This window comes from Dyella sp. AtDHG13 (genome assembly GCF_003201105.1).
Taxonomy (GTDB): Bacteria; Pseudomonadota; Gammaproteobacteria; order Xanthomonadales; family Rhodanobacteraceae; genus Dyella; species Dyella jiangningensis_B.
Window position 1 is genome coordinate 1 of record NZ_QICJ01000003.1, and the last position, 21034, is coordinate 21034.

The 21034-nt window shown below is 67.0% G+C and carries 18 protein-coding genes; 11 read left to right on the plus strand and 7 right to left on the minus strand.

Translation table 11 applies throughout. The annotated features are described in order from the left end of the window. The first annotated feature begins 499 nt into the window (after positions 1-499). The 6 genes from BDW41_RS06010 to BDW41_RS06035 all read left to right on the plus strand — a co-directional run bounded on the left by BDW41_RS06010 (position 500) and on the right by BDW41_RS06035 (position 11540). Positions 500-730 carry a hypothetical protein gene (locus BDW41_RS06010; protein WP_074545367.1) on the plus strand — a complete coding sequence of 77 codons (231 nt, stop codon included), beginning with the start codon at positions 500-502 and terminating at the stop codon, positions 728-730. Between the two features lie 166 nt (positions 731-896). Then, a complete protein-coding gene (gene mgtA / locus BDW41_RS06015) occupies positions 897-3566 on the plus strand; it encodes a magnesium-translocating P-type ATPase (RefSeq protein WP_074545363.1) in 2670 nt (889 codons plus the stop codon). Between the two features lie 319 nt (positions 3567-3885). Next, positions 3886-5535 carry a Na/Pi cotransporter family protein gene (locus BDW41_RS06020; protein WP_074545359.1) on the plus strand — a complete coding sequence of 550 codons (1650 nt, stop codon included), beginning with the start codon at positions 3886-3888 and terminating at the stop codon, positions 5533-5535. A 284-nt stretch (positions 5536-5819) separates the two neighbouring features. Next, positions 5820-6932: an efflux RND transporter periplasmic adaptor subunit gene (locus BDW41_RS06025; RefSeq protein ID WP_083337439.1), complete on the plus strand. Its 1113-nt coding sequence runs from the start codon at positions 5820-5822 to the stop codon at positions 6930-6932. Further along, positions 6925-10026: a CusA/CzcA family heavy metal efflux RND transporter gene (locus tag BDW41_RS06030; RefSeq protein WP_074545354.1), complete on the plus strand. Its 3102-nt coding sequence runs from the start codon at positions 6925-6927 to the stop codon at positions 10024-10026. The genes BDW41_RS06025 and BDW41_RS06030 overlap by 8 nt, the downstream gene beginning before the upstream one ends. A 2-nt stretch (positions 10027-10028) precedes the next feature. Then, the gene (locus tag BDW41_RS06035) at positions 10029-11540 is read left to right on the plus strand and encodes an efflux transporter outer membrane subunit (RefSeq protein ID WP_074545351.1); all 1512 of its coding nucleotides are present in this window, start codon (positions 10029-10031) and stop codon (positions 11538-11540) included. A gap of 57 nt (positions 11541-11597) precedes the next feature. Here BDW41_RS06035 and BDW41_RS06040 read toward each other — a convergent pair whose 3' ends face one another. Together BDW41_RS06040 and dnaG are read right to left on the minus strand one after the other, a co-directional pair. Then, the gene (locus BDW41_RS06040; protein ID WP_074545347.1) at positions 11598-12224 is read right to left on the minus strand and encodes a DedA family protein; all 627 of its coding nucleotides are present in this window, start codon (positions 12222-12224) and stop codon (positions 11598-11600) included. A gap of 179 nt (positions 12225-12403) precedes the next feature. Continuing rightward, positions 12404-14134, minus strand: a complete 1731-nt coding sequence (gene dnaG / locus BDW41_RS06045; protein WP_074545342.1) for a DNA primase — start codon at positions 14132-14134, stop codon at positions 12404-12406. Between the two features lie 161 nt (positions 14135-14295). Between dnaG and BDW41_RS06050 the strand changes: the two genes are divergently transcribed. Then, a complete protein-coding gene (locus BDW41_RS06050; RefSeq protein ID WP_074545339.1) occupies positions 14296-14934 on the plus strand; it encodes an N-acetyltransferase in 639 nt (212 codons plus the stop codon). Positions 14935-14952: 18 nt separating this feature from the next. On the opposite strand, the gene BDW41_RS06055 is transcribed toward BDW41_RS06050, so the two are convergent. From BDW41_RS06055 to rpsU, 3 genes are all read right to left on the minus strand, one after another. Continuing rightward, complete coding sequence (locus tag BDW41_RS06055) at positions 14953-15123, minus strand: DUF1328 family protein (RefSeq protein ID WP_074545334.1); 171 nt, start codon at positions 15121-15123, stop codon at positions 14953-14955. Between the two features lie 256 nt (positions 15124-15379). Further along, the gene (locus BDW41_RS06060; protein WP_074545330.1) at positions 15380-15826 is read right to left on the minus strand and encodes a GatB/YqeY domain-containing protein; all 447 of its coding nucleotides are present in this window, start codon (positions 15824-15826) and stop codon (positions 15380-15382) included. A gap of 166 nt (positions 15827-15992) precedes the next feature. Further along, positions 15993-16208, minus strand: coding sequence for a 30S ribosomal protein S21 (gene rpsU, locus BDW41_RS06065; RefSeq protein WP_014404075.1), 216 nt, complete (start codon positions 16206-16208; stop codon positions 15993-15995). Positions 16209-16277: 69 nt separating this feature from the next. Here rpsU and tsaD point away from each other — a divergent pair, with 69 nt between their 5' ends. From tsaD to BDW41_RS06085, 4 genes are all read left to right on the plus strand, one after another. Continuing rightward, positions 16278-17357, plus strand: coding sequence for a tRNA (adenosine(37)-N6)-threonylcarbamoyltransferase complex transferase subunit TsaD (gene tsaD, locus BDW41_RS06070; RefSeq protein ID WP_233496794.1), 1080 nt, complete (start codon positions 16278-16280; stop codon positions 17355-17357). A gap of 61 nt (positions 17358-17418) precedes the next feature. Beyond that, positions 17419-17778 carry a dihydroneopterin aldolase gene (gene folB, locus BDW41_RS06075; protein WP_074545327.1) on the plus strand — a complete coding sequence of 120 codons (360 nt, stop codon included), beginning with the start codon at positions 17419-17421 and terminating at the stop codon, positions 17776-17778. A gap of 12 nt (positions 17779-17790) precedes the next feature. Beyond that, on the plus strand, positions 17791-18273 hold the full coding sequence (gene folK / locus BDW41_RS06080) for a 2-amino-4-hydroxy-6-hydroxymethyldihydropteridine diphosphokinase (RefSeq protein WP_074545324.1): 483 nt from the start codon (positions 17791-17793) through the stop codon (positions 18271-18273). 254 nt (positions 18274-18527) lie between these two features. Then, on the plus strand, positions 18528-19382 hold the full coding sequence (locus BDW41_RS06085; RefSeq protein ID WP_074545321.1) for a DUF6159 family protein: 855 nt from the start codon (positions 18528-18530) through the stop codon (positions 19380-19382). Between the two features lie 55 nt (positions 19383-19437). Here BDW41_RS06085 and BDW41_RS06090 read toward each other — a convergent pair whose 3' ends face one another. Both BDW41_RS06090 and BDW41_RS06095 read right to left on the minus strand, forming a co-directional pair. Further along, positions 19438-20184, minus strand: a complete 747-nt coding sequence (locus tag BDW41_RS06090; protein ID WP_074545317.1) for a pteridine reductase — start codon at positions 20182-20184, stop codon at positions 19438-19440. Between the two features lie 58 nt (positions 20185-20242). After that, positions 20243-20890 carry a hypothetical protein gene (locus BDW41_RS06095; protein WP_074545313.1) on the minus strand — a complete coding sequence of 216 codons (648 nt, stop codon included), beginning with the start codon at positions 20888-20890 and terminating at the stop codon, positions 20243-20245. Between the last annotated feature and the right edge of the window lie 144 nt (positions 20891-21034).

The following is a 21034-nucleotide window of genomic DNA, read 5'->3' on the forward strand; positions in this document are numbered from 1 at the left end:
TCTTTGGGTTACTTTTCTTTTGGGCCAGCAAAAGAAAAGTGACTCGAGCGTCGGCAGACGATCGAAACGCCCGCCGCGTAGGCGGCCCGGTCGCGTGAACGTTAAAAACCTCTCCCGAAGGAGAGAGGGAGCAGGGCCGTCGTACATATCGGGTGACCAGCGCGTCACCCCAGCCAAGACAAACCGCCCATCCCCCTGAACGCAACAACTTTCGCCCCAAAAATCCCCGTCACAGGGTTGACACTTCCGCACCGCAGCAAGACAATTTGCGCGCCACCGGGCGCGGTTTGCCCATCAGTGGCCTCTGTCCTATCAACCCAAGGCATATGGACGTTTACCCTAGTCGCAACGTCGACATCCGCGAGCATCGGGTGCCGGCATTGCATAACAAGCTGATCTGCTGCGGCGACCGCCTGCGGTCGGCTGGCGCTTTCCTCGACTAGGGAAGACCGGCCCACCTCTGACGGCGCCAAAGCGCCGTTAACGAGGAGAAAGGGCCATGAAGCTCCTTCGCGATTTCTTCCGTCTGCGTGTCGCCCGCCAGGGCCGCCGTGCGGATTCCCGTTCCTGGACGATCACCGTGCCGGCTCCGCTGAGCCAGGCGCACGATGCCCCGTCGTCCGAAGCCCACCGCCTTTCCGACGCTCCCCGCGGCCATCAGGTCGCCCGCCGGAAGGAACATGCCGTTTCGCAAGCGCATCGTCATCTGCAGCTGGTATCCAGTCTCTGATGAAGACCTCGTCGCGCATCACGCTGCCGCGCAAGGGCTGGCCTCCGCCAGTCCCGTGGGGGCGACTGCGGCGAAGTCCGTAATGCAGGTCTTGGCGTCACGCGCGGGGTAGCCCCGCCGGCTCGCTGGTCCGGCCCAGATGTCACCGATTTCACGGAAGCGAGTCATGTTGAAGCACTCCACCCAGACCGTCACCAGCAAGGCGGCCGGCTCGAGCGCCGCCGCGCCGGTGCGCGTGGCCGTTGCGCAGGAGGCGTTCCGCCACAACGAGGCGCTGTATGCGGCGCTCGATACCAGCGCCGCTGGCCTCAACGAGGAACAGATCGGCGAGCGCCTGGATCGCGACGGTCTCAACGAGGTCTCGCACGAGAAGCCGCCGCACTGGGCGGTGCAGTTGCTCACGGCGTTCAAGAACCCCTTCATCATCGTGTTGCTGGTGCTGGCCGGCGTGCAGCTGGCGACGGACAGCAGCGACCTCACCGGCCCGATCATCATCGCGGTGATGGTGGGCATCAGCGTGCTGCTCAGCTTCACCCAGGAATACCGCTCCTCGAAGGCGGCCGAGAAGCTCAAGGCGATGGTGCGCAACACCGCCACCGTGACGCGCCGCGCGTCGGACGGCCACAGCGAGCGCATCGAAGTGCCGGTGGGCGAGCTGGTGGCGGGCGACATCGTGCATCTGGCCGCGGGCGACATGGTGCCGGCGGACCTGCGCCTGGTCTCGGCGAAGGACCTGTTCATCAGCCAGGCCATCCTCACCGGCGAATCGCTGCCGGTGGAAAAATCCGCGCCTGCGCACCTGCACAGCGGCGATGAGCTGGACGGCGGCAAGCACGGCGACAATCCGCTGGACCTGCCCACCGTCTGCTACATGGGCACCAATGTGGTGAGCGGCAGCGCGACGGCGGTGGTGGTGGCCACCGGCGCGCGCACCTATCTGGGTTCGCTGGCGCGCACCATCGTGGGCGAGCGCGTGCAGACCAGCTTCGATCGTGGCGTGAGCAGCGTGAGCTGGCTGCTGATCCGCTTCATGGCGGTGATGGTGCCGATCGTCTTCGTCATCAACGGCCTGGACAAGCACGACTGGCTGCAGGCGTTCCTGTTCGCGCTGTCGGTGGCGGTGGGCCTGACGCCCGAAATGCTGCCGCTGATCGTCACGGCCAACCTCGCCAAGGGCGCGCTGGCGATGTCCAAGCGCAAGGTGGTGGTGAAGCGCCTCAACGCGATCCAGAACTTCGGCGCCATGGACGTGCTGTGCACGGACAAGACCGGCACGCTCACGCTGGACAAGATCGTGCTGGAGCGCCACCTCGATCTCTACGGCGAGGAGTCGGACGAGGCGCTGGAATACGGCTACCTCAACAGCCGCTTCCAGACCGGCCTGAAGAACCTGATGGACAAGGCGGTGCTTGAGCATCGCGACCTGGAGGAAACGGCGCAGCACTACCGCATCGTCGACGAGATCCCGTTCGACTTCCAGCGCCGCCGCATGTCCGTGGTGCTGGGAAACGGCGACGGCCACGAGCTGCTGGTATGCAAGGGCGCGGTCGAGGAAATGCTGTCGATCTGCTCGGCGGCCAAGGTGGGCGACGAGATCCTGCCGATGACCGACGCCATGCGCGCCGAGATCAAGGCGATGACGCGCGGCCTCAACGAGGACGGCCTGCGCGTGCTGGTGGTGGCGATCAAGCGCCAGCCGCCGGCGGGCCGCGCCTACGGCGTGGCGGACGAGAGCGAGCTCACCGCGGTGGGCTGCCTGGCCTTCCTCGATCCGCCGAAGGACAGCGCGGCCACCGCCATCGCGGCCCTGCACCATCACGGCGTCGAGGTGAAGGTGATCACCGGCGACAACGAGGCGGTGACGCGCAAGATCTGCCACGAAGTGGGCCTGGACGTGGAGCACTCTGCGCAGGGCAAGCACATCGAGCCGTTGAGCGACGAGGAGCTGGACGCGCTGGTCAAGCGCACCACGGTGTTCGCCAAGATGTCGCCGCTGCAGAAGGCGCGCGTGGTGAAGTCGCTGCAGCGCCAGGGCCACACGGTGGGCTTTCTCGGCGACGGCATCAACGATGCGCCGGCGCTGCGCGAGGCCGACGTGGGCATTTCGGTGGATACCGCCACCGACATCGCCAAGGAATCGGCGGACATCATCCTGCTCGAAAAGAACCTGATGGTGCTGGAAGAGGGCGTGATCGAAGGCCGCATCACCTTCGGAAACATCATCAAGTACATCAAGATGACCGCCAGCTCCAACTTCGGCAACATGTTCTCGGTGCTGATCGCCAGCGCGTTCCTGCCGTTCCTGCCGATGCTGCCGCTGCAGATCCTGGTGCTGAACCTGCTGTACGACATCTCGCAGCTGTCGATCCCGTTCGACCGCATGGACGACGAGTATCTGCGCAAGCCGCGCAAGTGGGACGCCAGTGACATCGGCCGTTTCATGGTGTGGATCGGCCCGGTGAGCTCGATCTTCGACATCACCACGTTCCTGCTGCTGTGGTACCTGTTCGGCGCCAATTCGCCGGAACACCAGTCGTTCTTCCAGTCGGGCTGGTTCATCGAGAGCCTGCTCACGCAGACGCTGATCGTGCACATGATCCGCACGCGCAAGATCCCGTTCGTGCAGAGCATCGCCTCGGCGCCGGTGCTGGCGCTGACCACGGCCATCATCATCGTCGGCATGCTGGTGCCGTATTCGGGCCTGGGCGCCAAGATCGGCATGATGCCGATGCCGGGCGTGTACTTCGCCTGGCTGGCCGCGACGGTGCTGACGTACTGCGTGCTGACCCAGTTGATGAAGCTGGTGTATATCCGGCGGTACGGGCGCTGGTTGTGATGCGGTGTTGCGGTGGCTCAAGCGCTGCCACAGGCTAAGGGCTGCCGCAGCCTCCACACGCTCGTCATTCCGGCGAAGGCCGGAATCCAGTAGCGGCGGCGTTCGGCTTTCGCGCCAGTCCGCATGAAGGCTGGAGCTGGCGTCGAAAACCACATGCTTCGTGACTGGATTCCGGCCTTCGCCGGAATGACGGCAAAAGACAGCGCAACGCATCCCCATTGAGTCGGGTGCCCACGAGGGCACCCTGTCGATCCAAAGACTCCCGCAAGGGAGTGCGTGGATGCTCTTCCCTGCATCCCGCTTCAAAGGAGGCCCTGCCATGAAAGGCACCTTCGCTCTTCTCGATATCGCCGGCTACGTCGCCCTGCTGCTGTGGGGCACGCACATGGTCACCAGCGGCGTGCTGCGTGGCTACGGCAGCATGCTGCGCCGTTGGATGGGTCGTTACCTTGGCCATCGCCCGGCCGCGCTGGGTTTTGGCGTCTGCGTCACCGCGCTGCTGCAGAGCAGTACCGCCACCGGCCTGATGGCCACCTCGTTCGCCGCCAGTGGTTTCCTTGGCCTGGCGCCGGGGCTGGCGGTGATGCTCGGCGCCAACGTGGGTACCACGCTGATCGTGCAGGTGATGTCCTTCGATATCTCCATCGTGGCGCCGGTGCTGATCCTGATCGGCTTTACCATTCACCGCCGCACCGACGACGTGAGCTACGAGAACCTCGGTCGCGTTTCCATCGGCCTGGGGCTGATGCTGCTCGCACTGCACCTGCTGGTCGGCGCGATGGCGCCGGTGGAGAACGCGGCGGTGCTGCATGCCATTTTGCAGAGCCTGGCCAGCGAACCGGTACTGGCGATGCTGGTGGCGGCGCTGCTGACCTGGGCCTGCCATTCCAGCGTGGCCGTGGTGTTGCTGATCGTTTCGCTGGCTACGGCAGGCGTGGTGGACGCGCCGGGCGCGCTCGCGCTGGTGCTGGGCGCCAACCTCGGCAGCACCATCCCCGCCTTGATGGAAGCGCACACGCCGTTCGCGCGTCGCCTGCCTATGGGCAACCTGATGGTGCGTGCGTTCGGCTGCGTGGTCTGCCTGCCCTTGCTTCCGCTCATCGCGCATTGGCTCGCGCCGCTGGGCGCATCGCCGGCGCGCATCGTGGTGAACTTCCACACCGCTTTCAACGTGGCGCTGGCGTTGATCTTCATCGTGCCGGTGGAAAGCCTCGCGCGCCTGCTGGTGCGCCTGCTGCCCGAACCGCCCAAGCCCAACGACCCGGGCGTGCCGCAGTACCTGGACGAGGGCGCGCTGGATACGGCCAACGTCGCGCTGGCGAACGCGGCGCGCGAATCCATGCGCATGGCGGACATGGTGGAAGGCATGCTCAAGGGTCTGGTCGAGGTGTTCGGCAAGGACGACCGCACGCGCGCCGCCGCCATCAGCCGGATGGATCCCTCGCTCGACAAGCTGGGCATGGCCATCCGCGAATATCTGGCGGATCTCGGCGGCCAGCCCTTGAACGAGGAAGACGGCGAGCGCAGCCAGGAGATCCTCGCGTTCGTCATCAACTTCGAGCACATCGGCGACATCACCGCCAACAACCTGATGGAGTTCGCCGCCAAGAAGGCCGCGAGCGGGCAGGACTTCTCCGCCGATGACATCCAGGATCTGGCCGCCATGCACACGCTGGTGATGGAAAGCCTGCGGCTGGGCCTCACCGTGTTCCTGCGCGGCGACCTGCGCGCGGCGCAGCAGCTGGTCGCGCGCAAGGAGGCGCTGTGGCGGCTGGAGAACGAGGCATCCGAACGACACATCAAGGCATTGCGCGAGCGTCGCGACGGCGGCGGTGGCGGAGACGTCTATCTGCGCATCCTGCGTGATCTCAAGCGCATCCATTCGCACCTGGCGGCGCTGGCCTACCTGCCACTGGAACGCGCGGGATTGCTGCAGGATCGTCTTGTCCGCGAGCACGCGACGACCTGACGTAAGCCTTCTTTCATATCGTACTCAACCTGTAACGGAGCAACGGCACATTGGACCCGGACCCATCGACTGACATCGAAATTTCTTGCTGACGACGTCGACCCCGTGACTGCGCCCGTTCCTTGAGGAGCGTGTCCGCACGCGGCGGCCGGCATCGGCATAGCCGCGAGCGGGTCATGCGCCTGGGCTCTTTCGAGCCATGCGTCATCCCCTTCGCTATCGCTGCCCCGTGGTCCATGACCGCGTCAGGCAGGCGTACGCCAGGTATTTGCAGGGGAACACCCATGACGCACCGTTTGACCAAGCTTTTCATCGCCTTCGCCGCCGCGCTGTCACTGGCGGCCTGCGCACATCACGCTGACGACCAGGCAGCGCCGCCCTCGGTGGTGGACGACCACGGCGTATTGCGCGTGCCGGATGGCTCACCGCTGCGCAAGGCGCTGGTGATTGCGCCCGTGGAGATGCGCGCGGCACCGCATGCGCGCGTGTTTCCGGCCACGGTGGAAGCGGACCCCGCGCATACCGCCAACGTGGTGGCGCCACTCACCGGGCGCATCACCGAACTGAAGGTGGGCCTGGGCGATCACGTCGAGCGCAACCAGTTGCTTGCGGTGATCGAGTCCGGCGACATGGCGCAGGCCAGCGCCGACGCCGCCAAGGCGAGCGATGCACTGGCGCTCGCGAAGAAGCAGCTCGACCGCGCCCGCGGTGTGCAGCAGGCGGGCGGCAATGCCGTGAAGGATCTGGAAGCTGCGCAGAGCGGTTACAACCAGGCGCAGGCCGAATTGAACCGGGCGCAGACGCGCCTGCAATCGCTCAACGCCGGTGCGCAGGCCGCCGGTGCGCGCGGCATCCGCATCACCTCGCCGGTGAGCGGCTACGTGACGGCGTTGTCCGCCGCGCAGGGAAGCTACGTCAACGACACCACCACGCCGCTGATGGTCATCGCCGACCTGCACGCGGTGTGGATCACCGCGAACGTGCCGGAGGCCGATGTCGGCGGCATCGCGAAAGGGCAGGCCGTCGACGCCACATTGCCGGCCTATCCCGACCAGGTGTTCCACGGTCAGGTGAGTTTCGTCAGCCAGGTGCTGCAGGCCGACACGCGCCGCGACATGGTGCGCGCGGCGTTCGACAACGCGGATGGACGGCTGAAGCCGAACATGTTCGCCAAGGCCACCATCGCCGTGCCGCAGCCAGCGCAGGTGTTCGTGCCCGATTCCGCCCTGCTGATGAACAACGACGACACTACGGTGTTCGTGGAAGTGTCGCCGTGGGCCTTCGAGCGCCGCACCGTGGAGCTGAGCTACGACGAGACGGCCGGCGCGCGCGTGCTCAAGGGCCTGAAGGCGGGCGATCGCGTGGTGGTGAAGGGCGGAGTCCTGCTCAATGATTAACGCGATCTTCCACTTCTGCTTCCAGAAGCGCGTGGTCTTCATCGTCGTGTCGATCCTGGTGCTGTGCTTCGGCTACTACTCGTGGACGCAGCTGGCCATCGAGGCGTATCCGGAGCTCAGCGACGTCAGCGCGCAGGTGACCACGCAGGTGCCGGGGCTGGCCGCCGAGGAGATCGAGCAACAGATCACCATTCCGCTGGAGCGCGGGCTGGCCGGCACGCCGGGCCTCGTGAGCATGCGTTCGAGCAGCACCTTCGGCCTGTCGCTGATCACGCTGGTGTTCAAGGACGGCGCCGAGGACTACTGGGAACGCCAGCGCGTGCAGGAGCGCATCAGCCAGGTGACCCTGCCGCCGGGCGTCACGCCGGGGCTCGATCCCGTCTCCGGTCCGGCAGGCGAGATCTACCGTTACACGCTCGAATCCACCAGCAAGAACCTGATGGAGTTGTCCGAGATCCAGAACTGGGTGGTGATTCCCGCGCTGGAGAAAGTGCCGGGCGTGGCGAACGTGGACATCTTCGGCGGCTTCACCAAGGAGTTCCAGCTGGAGCTCGACCCCGCGCAGCTGCTGCATTACGGCGTGAGCGTGGGTCAGATCACCGCGGCGATTTCCGCCAACACGGCCAACGCCGGCGGCGGGCGCATCACGCGCGGCGACCAGTCGTACATCGTGCGCGGCATCGGCATGGTGCATACGCTGAAGGACCTGGGCGACATCGTGGTGACGCAGAGCAACGGCGTGCCAGTGCTGGTGCGCGACCTGGGCAAGCTGCAGTACGGCCATCAGGTGCGCCAGGGCATCCTGGGCAAGAACAACAATCCCGACACCATCGAAGGCATTGTCGACCTGCTCAAGTACGAGAACCCCTCGCGCGTGCTCGAGAACATCCACGCCACCGTCGACCAGCTCAACAGGCAGCTCGCATCGCAGGACGTGCGCATCGTGCCGTATATCGACCGCGACGACCTGGTGAACGCGACCAAGGAGAAGGTCTTCCACACCGTGATGGAAGGCGTGGGGCTGGTGTGCATCGTGCTGATCCTGTTCCTCGGCAGCCCGCGCTCGGCCATGGTGGCGGCGGTGGCGATTCCGATGTCGCTGGTGACGGTATTCATCCTGATGCAGTTCACGCACATGCCGGCGAACCTGTTCTCGCTGGGCGCCATCGACTTCGGCGTGATCGTGGACGGCACCATCGTGGTCACGGAGGCCATACTCCGGCGCCGCGAGGAAAAGCCCAACGCGGTGCTCACCGAAGACGACGTGATGACGGTGACCAAGCACGTAGGCCGCTCGATCTTCTTCGCCACACTGATCATCATCACTGCCTACATGCCGCTGTTCGCCTTCGAGCATGCCGAGGGCAAGCTGTTCCGTCCCATGGCGTTCACCGTGGGCTATGCCTTGCTGGCGGCGCTGCTGTGCACGGTGACGCTGACGCCGGGCCTGGCGTACCTAGCCCTGCGCAAGCCGCGCAAGCTATTCAAGAACAAACCGCTGGAACGCCTGCAGGCGGCCTACACCGCGGCGCTGGCGAAATTGCTGGGCCGGTTGCCGGTGGCGTATACCGTGGCGGGCGCAGCGCTGGTGGGCGTGCTCGTGCTCGGCGCGTCGATCGGCCGGGAGTTCCTGCCCGACCTGGATGAAGGTTCGCTGTGGTTGCAGGTGCAGATGCCGTCGGGCCTTTCACTCGACAAGGCGAGCGAGATGACGGCGGATCTGCGCCGCGTGGTTCGCGAGTTCCCCGAGGTGTCGTACGTGGTGACGCAGCTGGGCCGCAACGATACCGGCACCGATCCGTGGACGCCGTCGCATGTGGAAGCCGGCGTGGGCCTGAAGCCGTACGACACCTGGCCCAACCATGAGAGCAAGGAGGAGTTCCTGCGGCGCTTCAACGCGCGCATGCAGCAGATTCCGGGCATCTCGGTGGGCATCAGCCAGCCCATCGTGGATGGCGAGAACGACATGATCGGCGGCGCGCACAGTCCACTGGTGTTGCGCATCTACGGCGACGACCTCAACGAGCTTCGCCGCGTGGGCAACGAGATCGTCGACGTACTACACGGCGTGCGCGGCACGGCGGAGGCGTCGATCTTCCAGGAGCCGCCGATCCCGCAGCTTGCCATCACGGCGGACCGCGACGCGGCGGCGCGCTACGGCATCAACATCGGCGACATCAGCAGCCTGATCCAGACGGCCATTGGCGGCACGCCGGTGACGCAGGTGTACGTGGGCGATCGCATCTACAACGTCACCACGCGCGTATCCAACGCCACCGCCAACAACGTGGAAGCCATCGGCCAGCTGCCGCTGACCTCGGCGAGCGGCGCGCAGGTGCCGCTGAAGCAGGTGGCGGACATCCGCTTCAAGACGGGCGAAAGCACCATCGCGCACGAGCAGGGCAAGCGCCAGATCACCATCCGCGTGGACAACCGCGATCGCGCGCTTTCCGAATACCTGGCCGACGCGCAGCAGCAGATCGATGCCAAGGTGCACTTCGACCGGGACAGCTACCGCCTGCAGTGGGCGGGCACGTTCGAGAACCAGCAGCGCGCGCAGGCCCGCCTTGCCGTGGTGATGGCGCTGGTGCTGGGCATCATGGTGGTGTTCCTGTATTTCGAGTTCGGCAAGATGCACCAGGCGGTGATGGTGCTGGCGGTGGTGCCGCTGGCGACCGTGGGCGGCCTGATTTCGCTGCACGTGCGCGGCGAGACGTTGAATATCGCCACGGCGGTGGGCTTTATCGCGCTCTTCGGCGTGGCGGTGCAGAACGGCATCATCATGGTGGCGAACATCAACCGCGTGCGCAGGCATGGGCACGGCCTGCTCGATGGCGTGCTGGAAGGTGCCACCGAGCGCTTCCGTCCCGTGCTGATGACGGCGACCGTCGCCAGCGTGGGCATGTTGCCGGCGGCGCTGGCCACCGGCATCGGCACGGACGTGCAACGCGGCCTGGCCACGGTGGTGGTGGGCGGCCTGCCCATCGCCACCTTGCTGACGCTGTTCATCCTGCCGGCGTTCTATTTCGCGATCGAGCGTTATATCGAGCGCCATCGCCGCAAGCACCGTCCGCATCCGTCGCGGGAGCTGTGATCATGACCAAGACGACATTCCGCTGTCTCCGTTCCGCGCTCGCGCTGGGCATCGCCGCCGTGCTCGCCGGCTGCGCCGTCGGCCCCGATTACAAGCGGCCGCAGGCGCCGGTGGCGAAGGAGTACGCGCCCCAGCCGATCGCGCGCGATACCGCGTCGGCGAGCGGTCCGGGCGGCGAGTCGCAGCATCTGCTGCAGTCCATGGATATCCCCGGCCAGTGGTGGACGCTGTTCCATTCGCAAGCGCTGAATGGGTTGATCGACGATGCGCTCAGGCACAACGCGGACGCGGAAGCCGCGCACGCGGCGCTCAAGGTGGCATGGGAGGCCGCGTATGCGCAGCGCGGCGCCTACTTTCCCACCGTCGACGCCAACGCCAATGCCATACGGCAGGACACCGCCAACGACGTGGCGAGCAACGCGGCGTCGAACGCGAGCCTCTACAACCTCACCACGGCGCAGGTTACGGTGTCGTACGTACTCGACCTGTGGGGCGGCAACCGCCGGCAGGTGGAGTCGCTGGTGGCGCAGGCGAACCAGCAGCGTTATCAGCTGGAGGCCACGTATCTCACCTTGACCAGCAACGTGGCGAACGCGGCCATCGAGGAAGCGTCGCTGCGCGCGCAGATTCGCGCGACGCACGACATCATCGATGCGCAGACGCGCATCCTCGACACCTTGCGGAAGCAGCATGCGCTGGGCGATGTATCGGATGCAGCCGTCGCCGCACAGATCACCGCCCTGGAACAGAGCAAGGCCACCTTGCCGCCGCTGGACAAGCAATTGGCCCAGCAGCGCGATCTGCTCGCGGCATTGACCGGCCGCACGCCCGACCAGCGCATGGACGCACAGTTCACCTTGGACAGCCTGCAGCTGCCCACCGATCTGCCGCTCAGCCTGCCGGCGCAATTGGTGGAACAGCGGCCCGACGTGCGCATGGCCGAAGAGCAGCTGCATTCGGCCAGTGCGCAGGTGGGCGTCGCCATCGCCAATCGCCTGCCCAACGTGCAGATCACCGGGTCGCTTGGTGGCACTTCGGAAAAGGCGAGCAAGGTGTTCAGCGCGGGCAGCGGTTTCTGGAGCCTGGGCGCATCGGTGACGCAGCCGTTGTTCGACGGGGGCACGCTCAAGCACAAGCAGCGCGGCGCCGAAGCGGCCTACCAGCAAGCCGCCGCGCAGTACCGCAGTGCCGTATTGCAGGCGGTGCAGAACGTGGCGGACACCTTGCACGCCATCGACGCGGATGCGCAGGCGCTGGCGGCCAACGAGCGCGCCGAGCGTGCAGCCGCGCACGGCCTCGAAGTGGCGAAGCGGCAGCTGGCCTTGGGCGACCTGAGCGAGAGCGCCATGCTCAATAGCGAACTGGCGTGGCAGCAGACCGCACTGGCCCTGGTGCAGGCAAGGGCGGCGCGCTATGCCGACACCGTGGCACTGTTCCAGGCGCTGGGCGGCGGCTGGTGGCATCGCAAGGATGCGGACGACGTGGCTTCGGAAGCGCAACCAGCCAGGCAGTGAAATAGGTGCCCTTCATCGTCATTCCCTTCGTGCGGATGACGGTGAAGGAATTTCCGCTCAGCGCGAGCCCGGCTCGCAGGCCACGCGCCGCTTGTGCCGCCACCACAGCACCAGCGCCACCAGCACCGCCACGCCGCCGACCAGCCACAGGCCGTTCTGGCCGCGATGGATCCACATGGCCAGCCACTCGTGGTTGTCCGCGCCGAAATAGCCCAGGTACACCCAGATCGGCACGCTGATCAGCGCGGCCAGCCCGTCGAGCATGAAGAAGCGCAGGAAGGACACGCGATGGGTGGAGCCGGCGGTAATGAACACCGCCGTGCGCATGCCGGGCAGGAAGCGCGCGATGAACATCAGGCGGTTGCCGTAGCGCTCGAACTTCTCCTGCACCTTGGCGTAGCGCTCGGGCGTGAGCACGCGCGCGACGAAGCGCAGCTTGAGGATGCGCGCGCCGAAATGGTGGCCGAGCAGGAACATGGCGGCATCGCCCACCAGCACGCCGGCCATGCCGATGCCGAACATGGTGTGCACGTTGGCGTAGCCGAGTCCGGCGATGACGCCGCCGGCCACCAGGGTGATGTCCTCGGGCAAAGGCACGCCGGCGCCGCACAGCAACAACGCGAGGAACACCGCGAGGTAGCCGTTTTCGGCGAACACCGTGACCAGTCGTTCAAGCAGTTCCATCTACACGCATGCCCTGGTGGACTACCCAATGCCTCTCAAAGAGGGGTCGATGATCCCATACGCGGACGTCCGTACGCTTGCCGCAGCGCAGGGTCGCCCGGTGCCCCCACGTCCTGTCGGGGCCGGGGCAAGGCGGCATCTTGCCGGGGCGCGGGTTAGAAGGCTGTTGTCGCGTCCGCTCAGGCGGACGCGGGCGGCACCACGCGCGCCGCCAGCAGTTCGCGCAGCTCGGCCTTTTCGGCGCTGTCCAGGGCGCCATCGCGGCTCTTGGCGGTGAGCCAGTCGCGGCGCTGGATCACGGCCTGCTGTTCCATGCGCTTGAGCGCATCGAAGAATTCGGCGCGCTGGGCTTCCGGCTCGCCGACCACCATGGCCGCCATCAGCTTTTGCAGGGCGGGGTATTCCGCCCGTTCGGCGAAATGTTCCACCAGCATGGCGGAGTTGATGCCGGGCCGCGAGCGCGCCATGTCGATCAGCTCGGCCAGCAGTTCCACGCCGGGCTTGTCCAGCCGCAGGAAGCCATAGGGACGCTCCACCTGTTCGGCGGCGCCCGGCTGCGCCAGCAGCAGCGCGATGGCGCTGCGCACCAGCGAGCGCTGCACCACGGTGGGCCGGTTGATCGAGGTGCGCGGCGAGGGCGCGGATTCGAGGCTGGCGCGCGCGCCGGTGCGCTTTTCCAGTTCCTGCGCCATCAGGTCGCGGAACGCGCCGTCGGGCAGGCGGGCGATCAGCGGCCGCGCGCGCTCGGCCAGGCGTGCGCGGCCGTCCAGGCTGGCGGTGTCCACGTCGTGCGCCAGCTCGCCGAAGAAATATTCCGAAAGCGGTGTGGCCGCCTTCAGGCGCTTTTCGAAACCGTCCTTGCCTTCCTTGCGGATCAGCGTGTCCGGGTCCTCGCCGTCGGGCAGGAACAGGAAATACGCCTGACGTCCGTCACGCAGGCGCGGCAAGGCGGACTCCAGCGCCTTCCACGCCGCGGCGCGGCCGGCGCGATCGCCGTCGAAACAGAACACCACGTCCGGCGCGGCGCGGAACAGCACCTCGGTGTGTTCCGGCGTGGTCGCGGTGCCCAGCGTGGCCACGGCAATCGGCAAGCCGGCCTGGTGCATGGCGATCACGTCCATGTAGCCCTCCACCACCACGATGCGCGCCAGGCTCGGATTGGCCTGCTTCACCTGCCACAGCGCGAACAGCTCGCGACCCTTGTGGAACAGCGGTGTTTCCGGCGAGTTGAGGTACTTGGGGCCCTGTTCCGACTGCAGCACACGGCCGCCGAAAGCGATCACGCGCCCGCGCCGGTCGAGGATGGGAAACATCAGGCGTTCGCGGAAGCGGTCGTAGCGGCTGCCGCGTTCGTTGCTGGCCACCATGCCCGCTTCGTTGAGCAGCTTCATGCGCCGGTCGCTGCCGCCGAGCGCCTTGATCACGCCGTCGAAACCGGCGGGTGCCCAGCCGATGCGGAAGCGCTTGATGGTTTCCGCGTCCAGCCCGCGCTTCTTGCAGTACGCCTGCGCCTCGGGGCTGCGCGGCAGTTCCTTCTCGTACCAGCCGGCGGCGGCGTCGAGCAGGGCGTAGAGGTCGGTCTTGTCCTCGCGCGGGCGGTCGTCGCCGCCTTCGCGCGGCACGGTCAGGCCGACCGATTGCGCCAGTTCTTCCACCGCATCGGGGAATTCCAGGCGCTCGTAATCCATCAGGAACTTCACCGCGCTGCCGTGCGCGCCGCAGCCAAAGCAATGGTAGAACTGCTTGGCGGGACTCACGTAGAACGACGGCGAACGCTCGTTGTGGAACGGGCAGCAGGCGGTCCATTCGCGGCCGGCCTTCTTCAACGGCACGCGCCGCTCGATCACGTCGACGATGTCGACGCGGGCAAGCAGTTCGTCGATGAAGCTGTCTGGAATACGGCCGCGCATAAGAGCCTTAGTTTATCGGTTGCGGCACGCCGGGGCGCACTCTGGCCGCACGTCCCCCGATCCGGGCCGGCCCGCCTACCTGTGCTCGCCACCGCGCTGCCCTATGCTGTGGGCGGGGGAGCCGTCATGGCTTTGGGGGGAGCATGGGGAACGTATTGGGGATGGCCCGTTCGGGCCTTGAGGTGCGCTTTCGTCCCGCCGCGGCGGACGATGCCGACGTGGCCGTGCCGCTGATCTACAGCTCAGGCCCGACCGCGTTCGACTACGTGTTCACTACCCGCGACGGCGGCGACGCGCAGGCCTTCCTGCGGCATTGCTTTATCGACGGCGCCGGCGAATTCGGTTGGCGTAACCATTGGGTGGGCGTGGTGGACGGGCGTGTCGTGGCGGTGGGGGCGGGTTTCGGCGCCGACACCAAGTGGCCGTTCACCCTGGCGGCCGCGCGGCAGATCGTCGGGCATTACGGCATGCGCCGCGCGCTCGGCGTGATCGCGCGCGGCCTGCGGGTGGAGTCGGTGATACGGCCGCCCGACGGCGATATGCATTACCTGGCGCACCTGGGCGTGCTGCCGGAGCTGCGCGGCCAGGGCGTAGGCCGCGAGCTGATCGATCAGCTGATCGGCTTGGCCCGCGACGCCGGACGCCGCCGCGTCGCCCTGGACGTGGCCGTCAGCAATCCACGTGCCGAGGCCTTGTACCGGCGCACCGGCTTCAAGGTCGTGGGCGAGCGCAAGTCGCGACTCGCCAACGAACGCGGCCGCGTCCCCGACCACCGCCGCATGGAGCGCGTCATCGACTGATACCTGCTCAGTGTCGCCCTAGGCCACGTGGATCAGGCCAATGACGGCTAGCAGGGCGAGCAGGAACAGGATGATGAAGATCGCGAAAAGGATCTTGGCGATGCCGCCCGTGACGCCGGACAGCGTGCCGAAGCCGAGCCAGCCGGTCACGATCGAGACGATGGCGAGAATGATGGCCCATTTCAGCATGTGACACTCCCGAGAGGAAAAGGCGCCGCCGGCGTCGCCGGTGGCGGTCCCGTTCTAGGTTTCACCATGTGAAGAGCGTGCAGCAGGCTTGTGCATGGCGCGTGTGGCCGTTCATGCAAAGGATGTGGCGCCGTTAAGGCGCAAGCCTGGATGCGTGGGCTGTGCGGCGGCCGTAACGCGCCTGTTGGCGTCGGGTGTTGCTCTTGGGAAAAAGGGTACGCCAGCGCCCTGAGGCGCTGGCAGGACGTGCGGGCGATCAGCCGGCCAGGCGAGCCTTGATGCGGCCGGACACCACGCCCATGTCGGCGCGGCCGGCGGCCTTTTCCTTCACCACGGCCACCACCTTGCCCATGTCGCGGGCCGAGCTGGCGCCGGTTTCGGCGATGGCGGCGGCGATCAGCGCGTCGATTTCCTCGTCGCTGAGCTTGGCCGGCAGGTAGGCCTCGATCACCTTCATTTCCGCGCGTTCCACGTCGGCCAGGTCCTGGCGGTTGGCCGCCTCGTACTGGCTGATGGAGTCCTTGCGCTGCTTGACCATCTTCTCCAGCACGGCCAGCGTCTGCACGTCGTCGAGCTCGATGCGCTCGTCCACCTCGCGCTGCTTGACCGCGGCCAGGATCAGCCGGATCACGCCCAGGCGGTCCTTGTCGCCGCCACGCATGGCGGTCTTCATGTCGTCGGTGAGCTGCTGTTTCAGGGTCATGGGCTTTTTCCTTGGGAAACACAAAAGCCGGCGTTGCTGAGGCAACGCCGGCTAGTGTAGGTCTACGAAGACAGCGGCAGCGGATGGACGCGCCAGCTGCCAGGCTACCTGTCATGGCGCCTAAGGCGCCGGAACCTCACACCGTCCGCAGGGCGGACGACGGGGCTCAGTACAGGCGCGTACGACGCGAGGTGTCGCGCGAGAGACGGCGCAGGTGACGCTTCACGGCTGCTGCACGCTTGCGCTTACGCTCCTGGGTCGGCTTCTCGTAGAACTCGCGCTTGCGGGTCTCGGCCAGGACGCCGGCCTTTTCGCAGGTGCGCTTGAAGCGGCGGAGGGCAAGCTCGAACGGCTCGTTCTCGCGGACTTTTACGCTGGGCATGGAAACTCCAAGTGGTAGACTGGCTCGCCTGAACGGGCCGTTTGAATACGGTGAGCCGCGAAGTATAACGTGGAAACGACAGCAATTTCAAAGCCCCAATACAGCCCGGTGATCAACAAGCCGGTACTGGGCATCGAGACCTCCTGCGATGAGACCGGCGTGGCCCTGCTGCGCTGGGAGCCGGACGCGCCCGGCCGCGGCCTGCTTTCACACACCCTCTACAGTCAGATCAAGCTGCACGCCGAATACGGCGGGGTGGTGCCGGAGCTGGCCAGCCGCGACCACGTGCGCAAGCTGCTGCCGCTGGTGCGCGAGGCGCTGGCCCAGGCCGGACTGAGCCCGGCCGACCTGGGCGGCGTCGCCTACACCGCCGGCCCCGGTCTGGTCGGCGCCCTGCTGGTGGGCGCCTCCGCCGCGCGGGCCATGGCCTGGGCGCTGGGCGTGCCGGCCATCGGCGTGCACCACATGGAAGGCCACCTGCTGGCCCCGCTGCTGGAGGAAGACCCGCCCGAGCCGCCCTTCGTGGCGCTGCTGGTGTCGGGCGGCCACTCCATGCTGGTGGAGGTGAAGGGTATCGGCGAGTACCGGATCCTGGGCGACACGCTGGACGACGCCGCCGGCGAGGCTTTCGACAAGACCGCCAAGCTGATGGGCCTGCCGTATCCCGGCGGCCCCGCGCTGGCCAAGCTGGCCGAGCAGGGCACCGAAGGCGCGTTCCGTTTCTCGCGCCCCATGACCGACCGACCCGGCCTGGATTTCAGCTTCTCGGGCCTCAAGACCCAGGTGCTGCTGGCCTGGCAGCAATCGGACCAGAGCGAGCAGACCCGCGCCGACATCGCCCGCGCGTTCGAAGAGGCGATTGTCGACACCATGATCATCAAATGCCGCCGCGCGTTGCAGGCTACCGGGGCGAAGCGCCTGGTGATCGCCGGTGGCGTGGGCGCGAACAAGCGGCTGCGCGCGGAGCTGGCCGCGGCGGGCGCGAAGGATGGCTTTAAGGCCTACTTTCCGCGCCTGGCCTTCTGCACGGACAACGGCGCGATGATCGCCCTGGCCGGCGCGATCCGGCTGGCGCACGGCCAGCACCAGGACGAGTCGGTGCAGGTGTTCCCCCGCTGGGATCTGGAAACCCTGCCGCCAGCGGTGTGACGGCGCGTCTCCCGCGTGGCGCACAAGTGCGCTGGCGCAGGGAGACCGGTAACCTATCCGCATGGATATCGTTTTCATCGAAGACCTGCGCATCGATGCCGTCATCGGCATCTACGACTGGGAGCGCCGCGTGCGCCAGACCTTGTCGTTCGACATCGAAATGGCGTTCGACAACACCGTGCCCGCCGCAAGCGACGACATCGCGCTCACGCTCAACTACAAGGACGTGTCCAAGCGCCTGATCGACTACGTCGGCGCGTCCAGCTTCGGGCTGGTGGAGACGCTGGCGGAGCGTTGCGCCGCGATCATCCGCGAGGAATTCGGCGTGTCGTGGGTGCGGCTGAAGCTGTCCAAGCCAGGCGCGGTGCGCGGCGCCAAGTCGGTGGGCGTGCGCATCGAGCGTGGCATCCGCCCGCAGTGACGCGTTGAATCGATGGCACGCGTCTACCTGAGCCTGGGTTCCAACCTCGAACCCGTGCGTTATCTCAATGCCGCGCTGGACGAACTGCGCGCGCGGTTCGGCGCGTTGTCCGTCTCGCCGGCCTACCGCAGCAAGTCGGTGGGCTTCGACGGCGCGGATTTCGTCAACCTCGCCGTAGGGCTGGATACCGAGCTGTCGCCCGAGGCGCTCAACGACTGGCTGCACGCACTGGAAGACCGCCACGGCCGCCGCCGCGACGTGCCGCGCTACTCCGACCGCACGCTGGATGTGGACATCGTGCTGTACGACGACCTGGTGCGGCAGGGCGAAGGGCATCTGGATATTCCGCGCAAGGAGCTCAAGCACGCCTTCGTGCTCAAGCCCATCGCGGATATCGCACCGCAGCTTCGCCATCCGGTGAATGGGGAGACCATGCAGGCGTTGTGGGAGGCGTTTCCGGCGGCGAGTGAGCCGTTGGAGCCGGAGCCGCTTTGAGGGGCAACCAGAGTTCCTGAAGCTATGTCGTCCTCACCGTCATTCCCGCGAAAGCGGGAATCCAGTGCCTTTACATGCTCGCGGAAGAGACGGAATTAAAAGTCGCTGGATTCCCGCTTTCGCGGGAATGACGGTGAGGCGGGGTTGACGGTTGAGGGGCGGTGTCGACATTGCGCCAATGAATACCGCACTGTCGCCGCACCCCCAAAAACTGCTAGAACTCCCACCCACCACAGGACCGGGGGAGAACCGCTATGGCAGGTCGTTTCGCACGCAGCTGGAGCCTGATGAAGGCCAGCGCCGACGTATTGCGCTCGGACAAGTCGCTGTTGATGTTTCCGCTGGCGTCCAGCATCTGCTGCCTGCTGGTGGCGGCGAGTTTCCTGATCCCGGTGATCGCCGCGATGGTGGCCGCCGGCGACGTGGCGGAGCAGGGGCATCGCATGACCGCGGGTGGTTATGTGCTGATGTTCCTGTTCTACCTTGCGCAGTACTTCGTGATCATCTTCTTCAACACCGCGCTGGCCGGTGCGGCGCTCGCGCGTCTGCGCGGGGAGCAGACCAGTTTTGGCGAAGGCATGGCGATCGCCCGTTCGCGCATCGTCAGCATCTTTGGCTATGCGCTGATCGCCGCCACCGTGGGTCTGGTGCTGCGCGCGCTGCAGGAACGGCTGGGGTTGATCGGTCGCCTCGTGGCGGGCTTCCTCGGCCTGGCCTGGACGGTCGCGACCTTCCTGGTGGTGCCGGTGCTGGCCAGCCAGGACGTGGGCCCGACCGAAGCGATTTCGCGCAGCGTGGAGCTGCTCAAGCGCACCTGGGGCGAGAACATCATCGGCAATGCGGGCATCGGCGTGGTGTTTGGCCTGCTGATGTTCCTGGCCATCGTGGTCGCGGCCCTGCTGGTCGGTGGCGCGTTCGCCACGCAGTCGATGGCGGCCATCATCGCCGCCACCGTGATCGTGGTGGTGGGGCTCACCCTGCTTGGCCTGATCCAGGCCTCCCTGCAGGGCATCTATGCCGCCGCGCTGTATCGCTATGCCGAGGACGGCGAAGTGGGTTACGGCTTCGACCAAGCCATGCTGGAGCAGGCGTTCAAGCCGAAGAAGTAGGCGGGAGCGTTTTCGGGAATGTCATGTGGCCGCGCCTCGTCGCGGCCACATGCGTTCAGACGGACAGCGTTCGCCCGCCGTCCACGCGGATGATCTGCCCGGTGACGAAGGGCGCGTCGCGCAGCAGCCACAGCACCGCGTCGGCGATGTCCTCGGGCGAGCCGACACGGCGCAGCGGCGTGCGCGCCAGCATGGCTTGCTGGTCGTCATAGGGTTTGCCGTCGCTGGGCCACAGCACGGCGCCGGGCGCGACGCCGTTGACGCGCACGTCGGGGCCGAGGTCCAGCGCGAGCGAGCGCGTCATGGCTTCCAGCGCGGCCTTCGCCATGCAGTACAACGGATGGTTGGCGAGCGGCCGCTCCGCGTAGATGTCCACCATGTTGACGATGGCCCCGCGCGCTTCGCGCAGCGCGGGCGCGGCGGCCTGCGCGATGAAGAACGGTGCCTGCGCATTCGACGCGAACAGCTCGTTCCACTGCGCCGGCGTGGCCGTGCCCACCGGCGTGGGATAGAACGCCGAGGCGTTGTTGATTAGCGCGTCGAGCCGGCCGAAGCGGTCGACCACGCGTTGCACCATCGCCGGCAATCCATCGAGATCGGCCAGCTCGGCCTGCACGGCGAACGTGCTGCCGCTGCGCTGGCGCTCCAGCGAGGCGGCGAGCAGTTCGGCCTCTGCGGCGGAATGACGATAGTGCAGGGCCAGGTCATAACCCGCGGCATGCAGGGTGCGCGCGATCACGGCGCCGACACGCTTGCCCGCGCCCGTGATCAGGGCGACGGGGCGTTCGTGGCGTGGGTTCATGCGTGGGCTCCTGCGTGGCGCAATCCGGCGGGGAGCTTGCCCCAAAGCGGGGTTGGCGTCATCTCGCGGGCGTGGTCGCTTGCTCGATGGCTTCGCCGCCGGCCGGCGCATCGCTGGCGAACGGCTGGCTGAACATGGCGATGGCCGTGCGCGCCACTTGTCCCGTGTCGTAATAAGCGTAGCCGCCCACGCCCATGGCGCCGACCACCGGCAGCCAGCGCGAGAGGCCGCTGCCCACGGCGCGCTGCGTGACCTTGATGCCGACGGTCTTGGCGATGCGCTCGATCACGGAGTAGGTGACACGCCGGAACAGCAGGCGATCGCCCACGCGCACCACCAGGTCGCGGAAGGCCTGCGCGGCTGTGTGGCGGAACAGGCACCACAGCATTTGCTCGCGTCTCAGCTCCTGGTGCTGGCCGTAGGCGGCGGCGATGTCGCTGACCATCTGGGCCTGGATCTTCCAGATCGCGATGACTTCGGGCAGCACGGTCAGCCAGCCCAGCGGGCCGGGCGGCAGGGCCAGCGAGCCGGCGGTGAGCGCGGCCCGTTGCTGGGCGCGCGCGGCGAGGCGGCGGGCCGCCTTTTCCGGGTCCTTCGCCCCGGGCACCTGGCTGTCGGGGATCTGGCTCACGAAGTCCAGGATGGCCTGGGTCACGCGGCTGTGGTCGTGGATCACGGCCGGAAGCTGGGAGGAGGACTTGGGCATGGGGCGGCTCGCTGGGGCGGCGGGAGCCGCATGGGGCCCAAGTCTAGGCCCCGCGGGTGAAATTCGGCTGAGCCCTGGCTGGCCCGGCCTGAACAGAGGCTTTGTCCAGGCAGGCATGACTTCTGGGGCAGGCGGCCCTTGGGC

Coding starts and splice junctions, on each gene's coding strand:
- BDW41_RS06010 (WP_074545367.1), top strand. CDS start 500: ATGAAGCTCCTTCGCGATTTCTTCCGTCTGCGTGTCGCCCGCCAGGGC.
- mgtA (WP_074545363.1), top strand. CDS start 897: ATGTTGAAGCACTCCACCCAGACCGTCACCAGCAAGGCGGCCGGCTCG.
- BDW41_RS06020 (WP_074545359.1), top strand. CDS start 3,886: ATGAAAGGCACCTTCGCTCTTCTCGATATCGCCGGCTACGTCGCCCTG.
- BDW41_RS06025 (WP_083337439.1), top strand. CDS start 5,820: ATGACGCACCGTTTGACCAAGCTTTTCATCGCCTTCGCCGCCGCGCTG.
- BDW41_RS06030 (WP_074545354.1), top strand. CDS start 6,925: ATGATTAACGCGATCTTCCACTTCTGCTTCCAGAAGCGCGTGGTCTTC.
- BDW41_RS06035 (WP_074545351.1), top strand. CDS start 10,029: ATGACCAAGACGACATTCCGCTGTCTCCGTTCCGCGCTCGCGCTGGGC.
- BDW41_RS06040 (WP_074545347.1), bottom strand. CDS start 12,224: ATGGAACTGCTTGAACGACTGGTCACGGTGTTCGCCGAAAACGGCTAC.
- dnaG (WP_074545342.1), bottom strand. CDS start 14,134: ATGCGCGGCCGTATTCCAGACAGCTTCATCGACGAACTGCTTGCCCGC.
- BDW41_RS06050 (WP_074545339.1), top strand. CDS start 14,296: ATGGCCCGTTCGGGCCTTGAGGTGCGCTTTCGTCCCGCCGCGGCGGAC.
- BDW41_RS06055 (WP_074545334.1), bottom strand. CDS start 15,123: ATGCTGAAATGGGCCATCATTCTCGCCATCGTCTCGATCGTGACCGGC.
- BDW41_RS06060 (WP_074545330.1), bottom strand. CDS start 15,826: ATGACCCTGAAACAGCAGCTCACCGACGACATGAAGACCGCCATGCGT.
- rpsU (WP_014404075.1), bottom strand. CDS start 16,208: ATGCCCAGCGTAAAAGTCCGCGAGAACGAGCCGTTCGAGCTTGCCCTC.
- folB (WP_074545327.1), top strand. CDS start 17,419: ATGGATATCGTTTTCATCGAAGACCTGCGCATCGATGCCGTCATCGGC.
- folK (WP_074545324.1), top strand. CDS start 17,791: ATGGCACGCGTCTACCTGAGCCTGGGTTCCAACCTCGAACCCGTGCGT.
- BDW41_RS06085 (WP_074545321.1), top strand. CDS start 18,528: ATGGCAGGTCGTTTCGCACGCAGCTGGAGCCTGATGAAGGCCAGCGCC.
- BDW41_RS06090 (WP_074545317.1), bottom strand. CDS start 20,184: ATGAACCCACGCCACGAACGCCCCGTCGCCCTGATCACGGGCGCGGGC.
- BDW41_RS06095 (WP_074545313.1), bottom strand. CDS start 20,890: ATGCCCAAGTCCTCCTCCCAGCTTCCGGCCGTGATCCACGACCACAGC.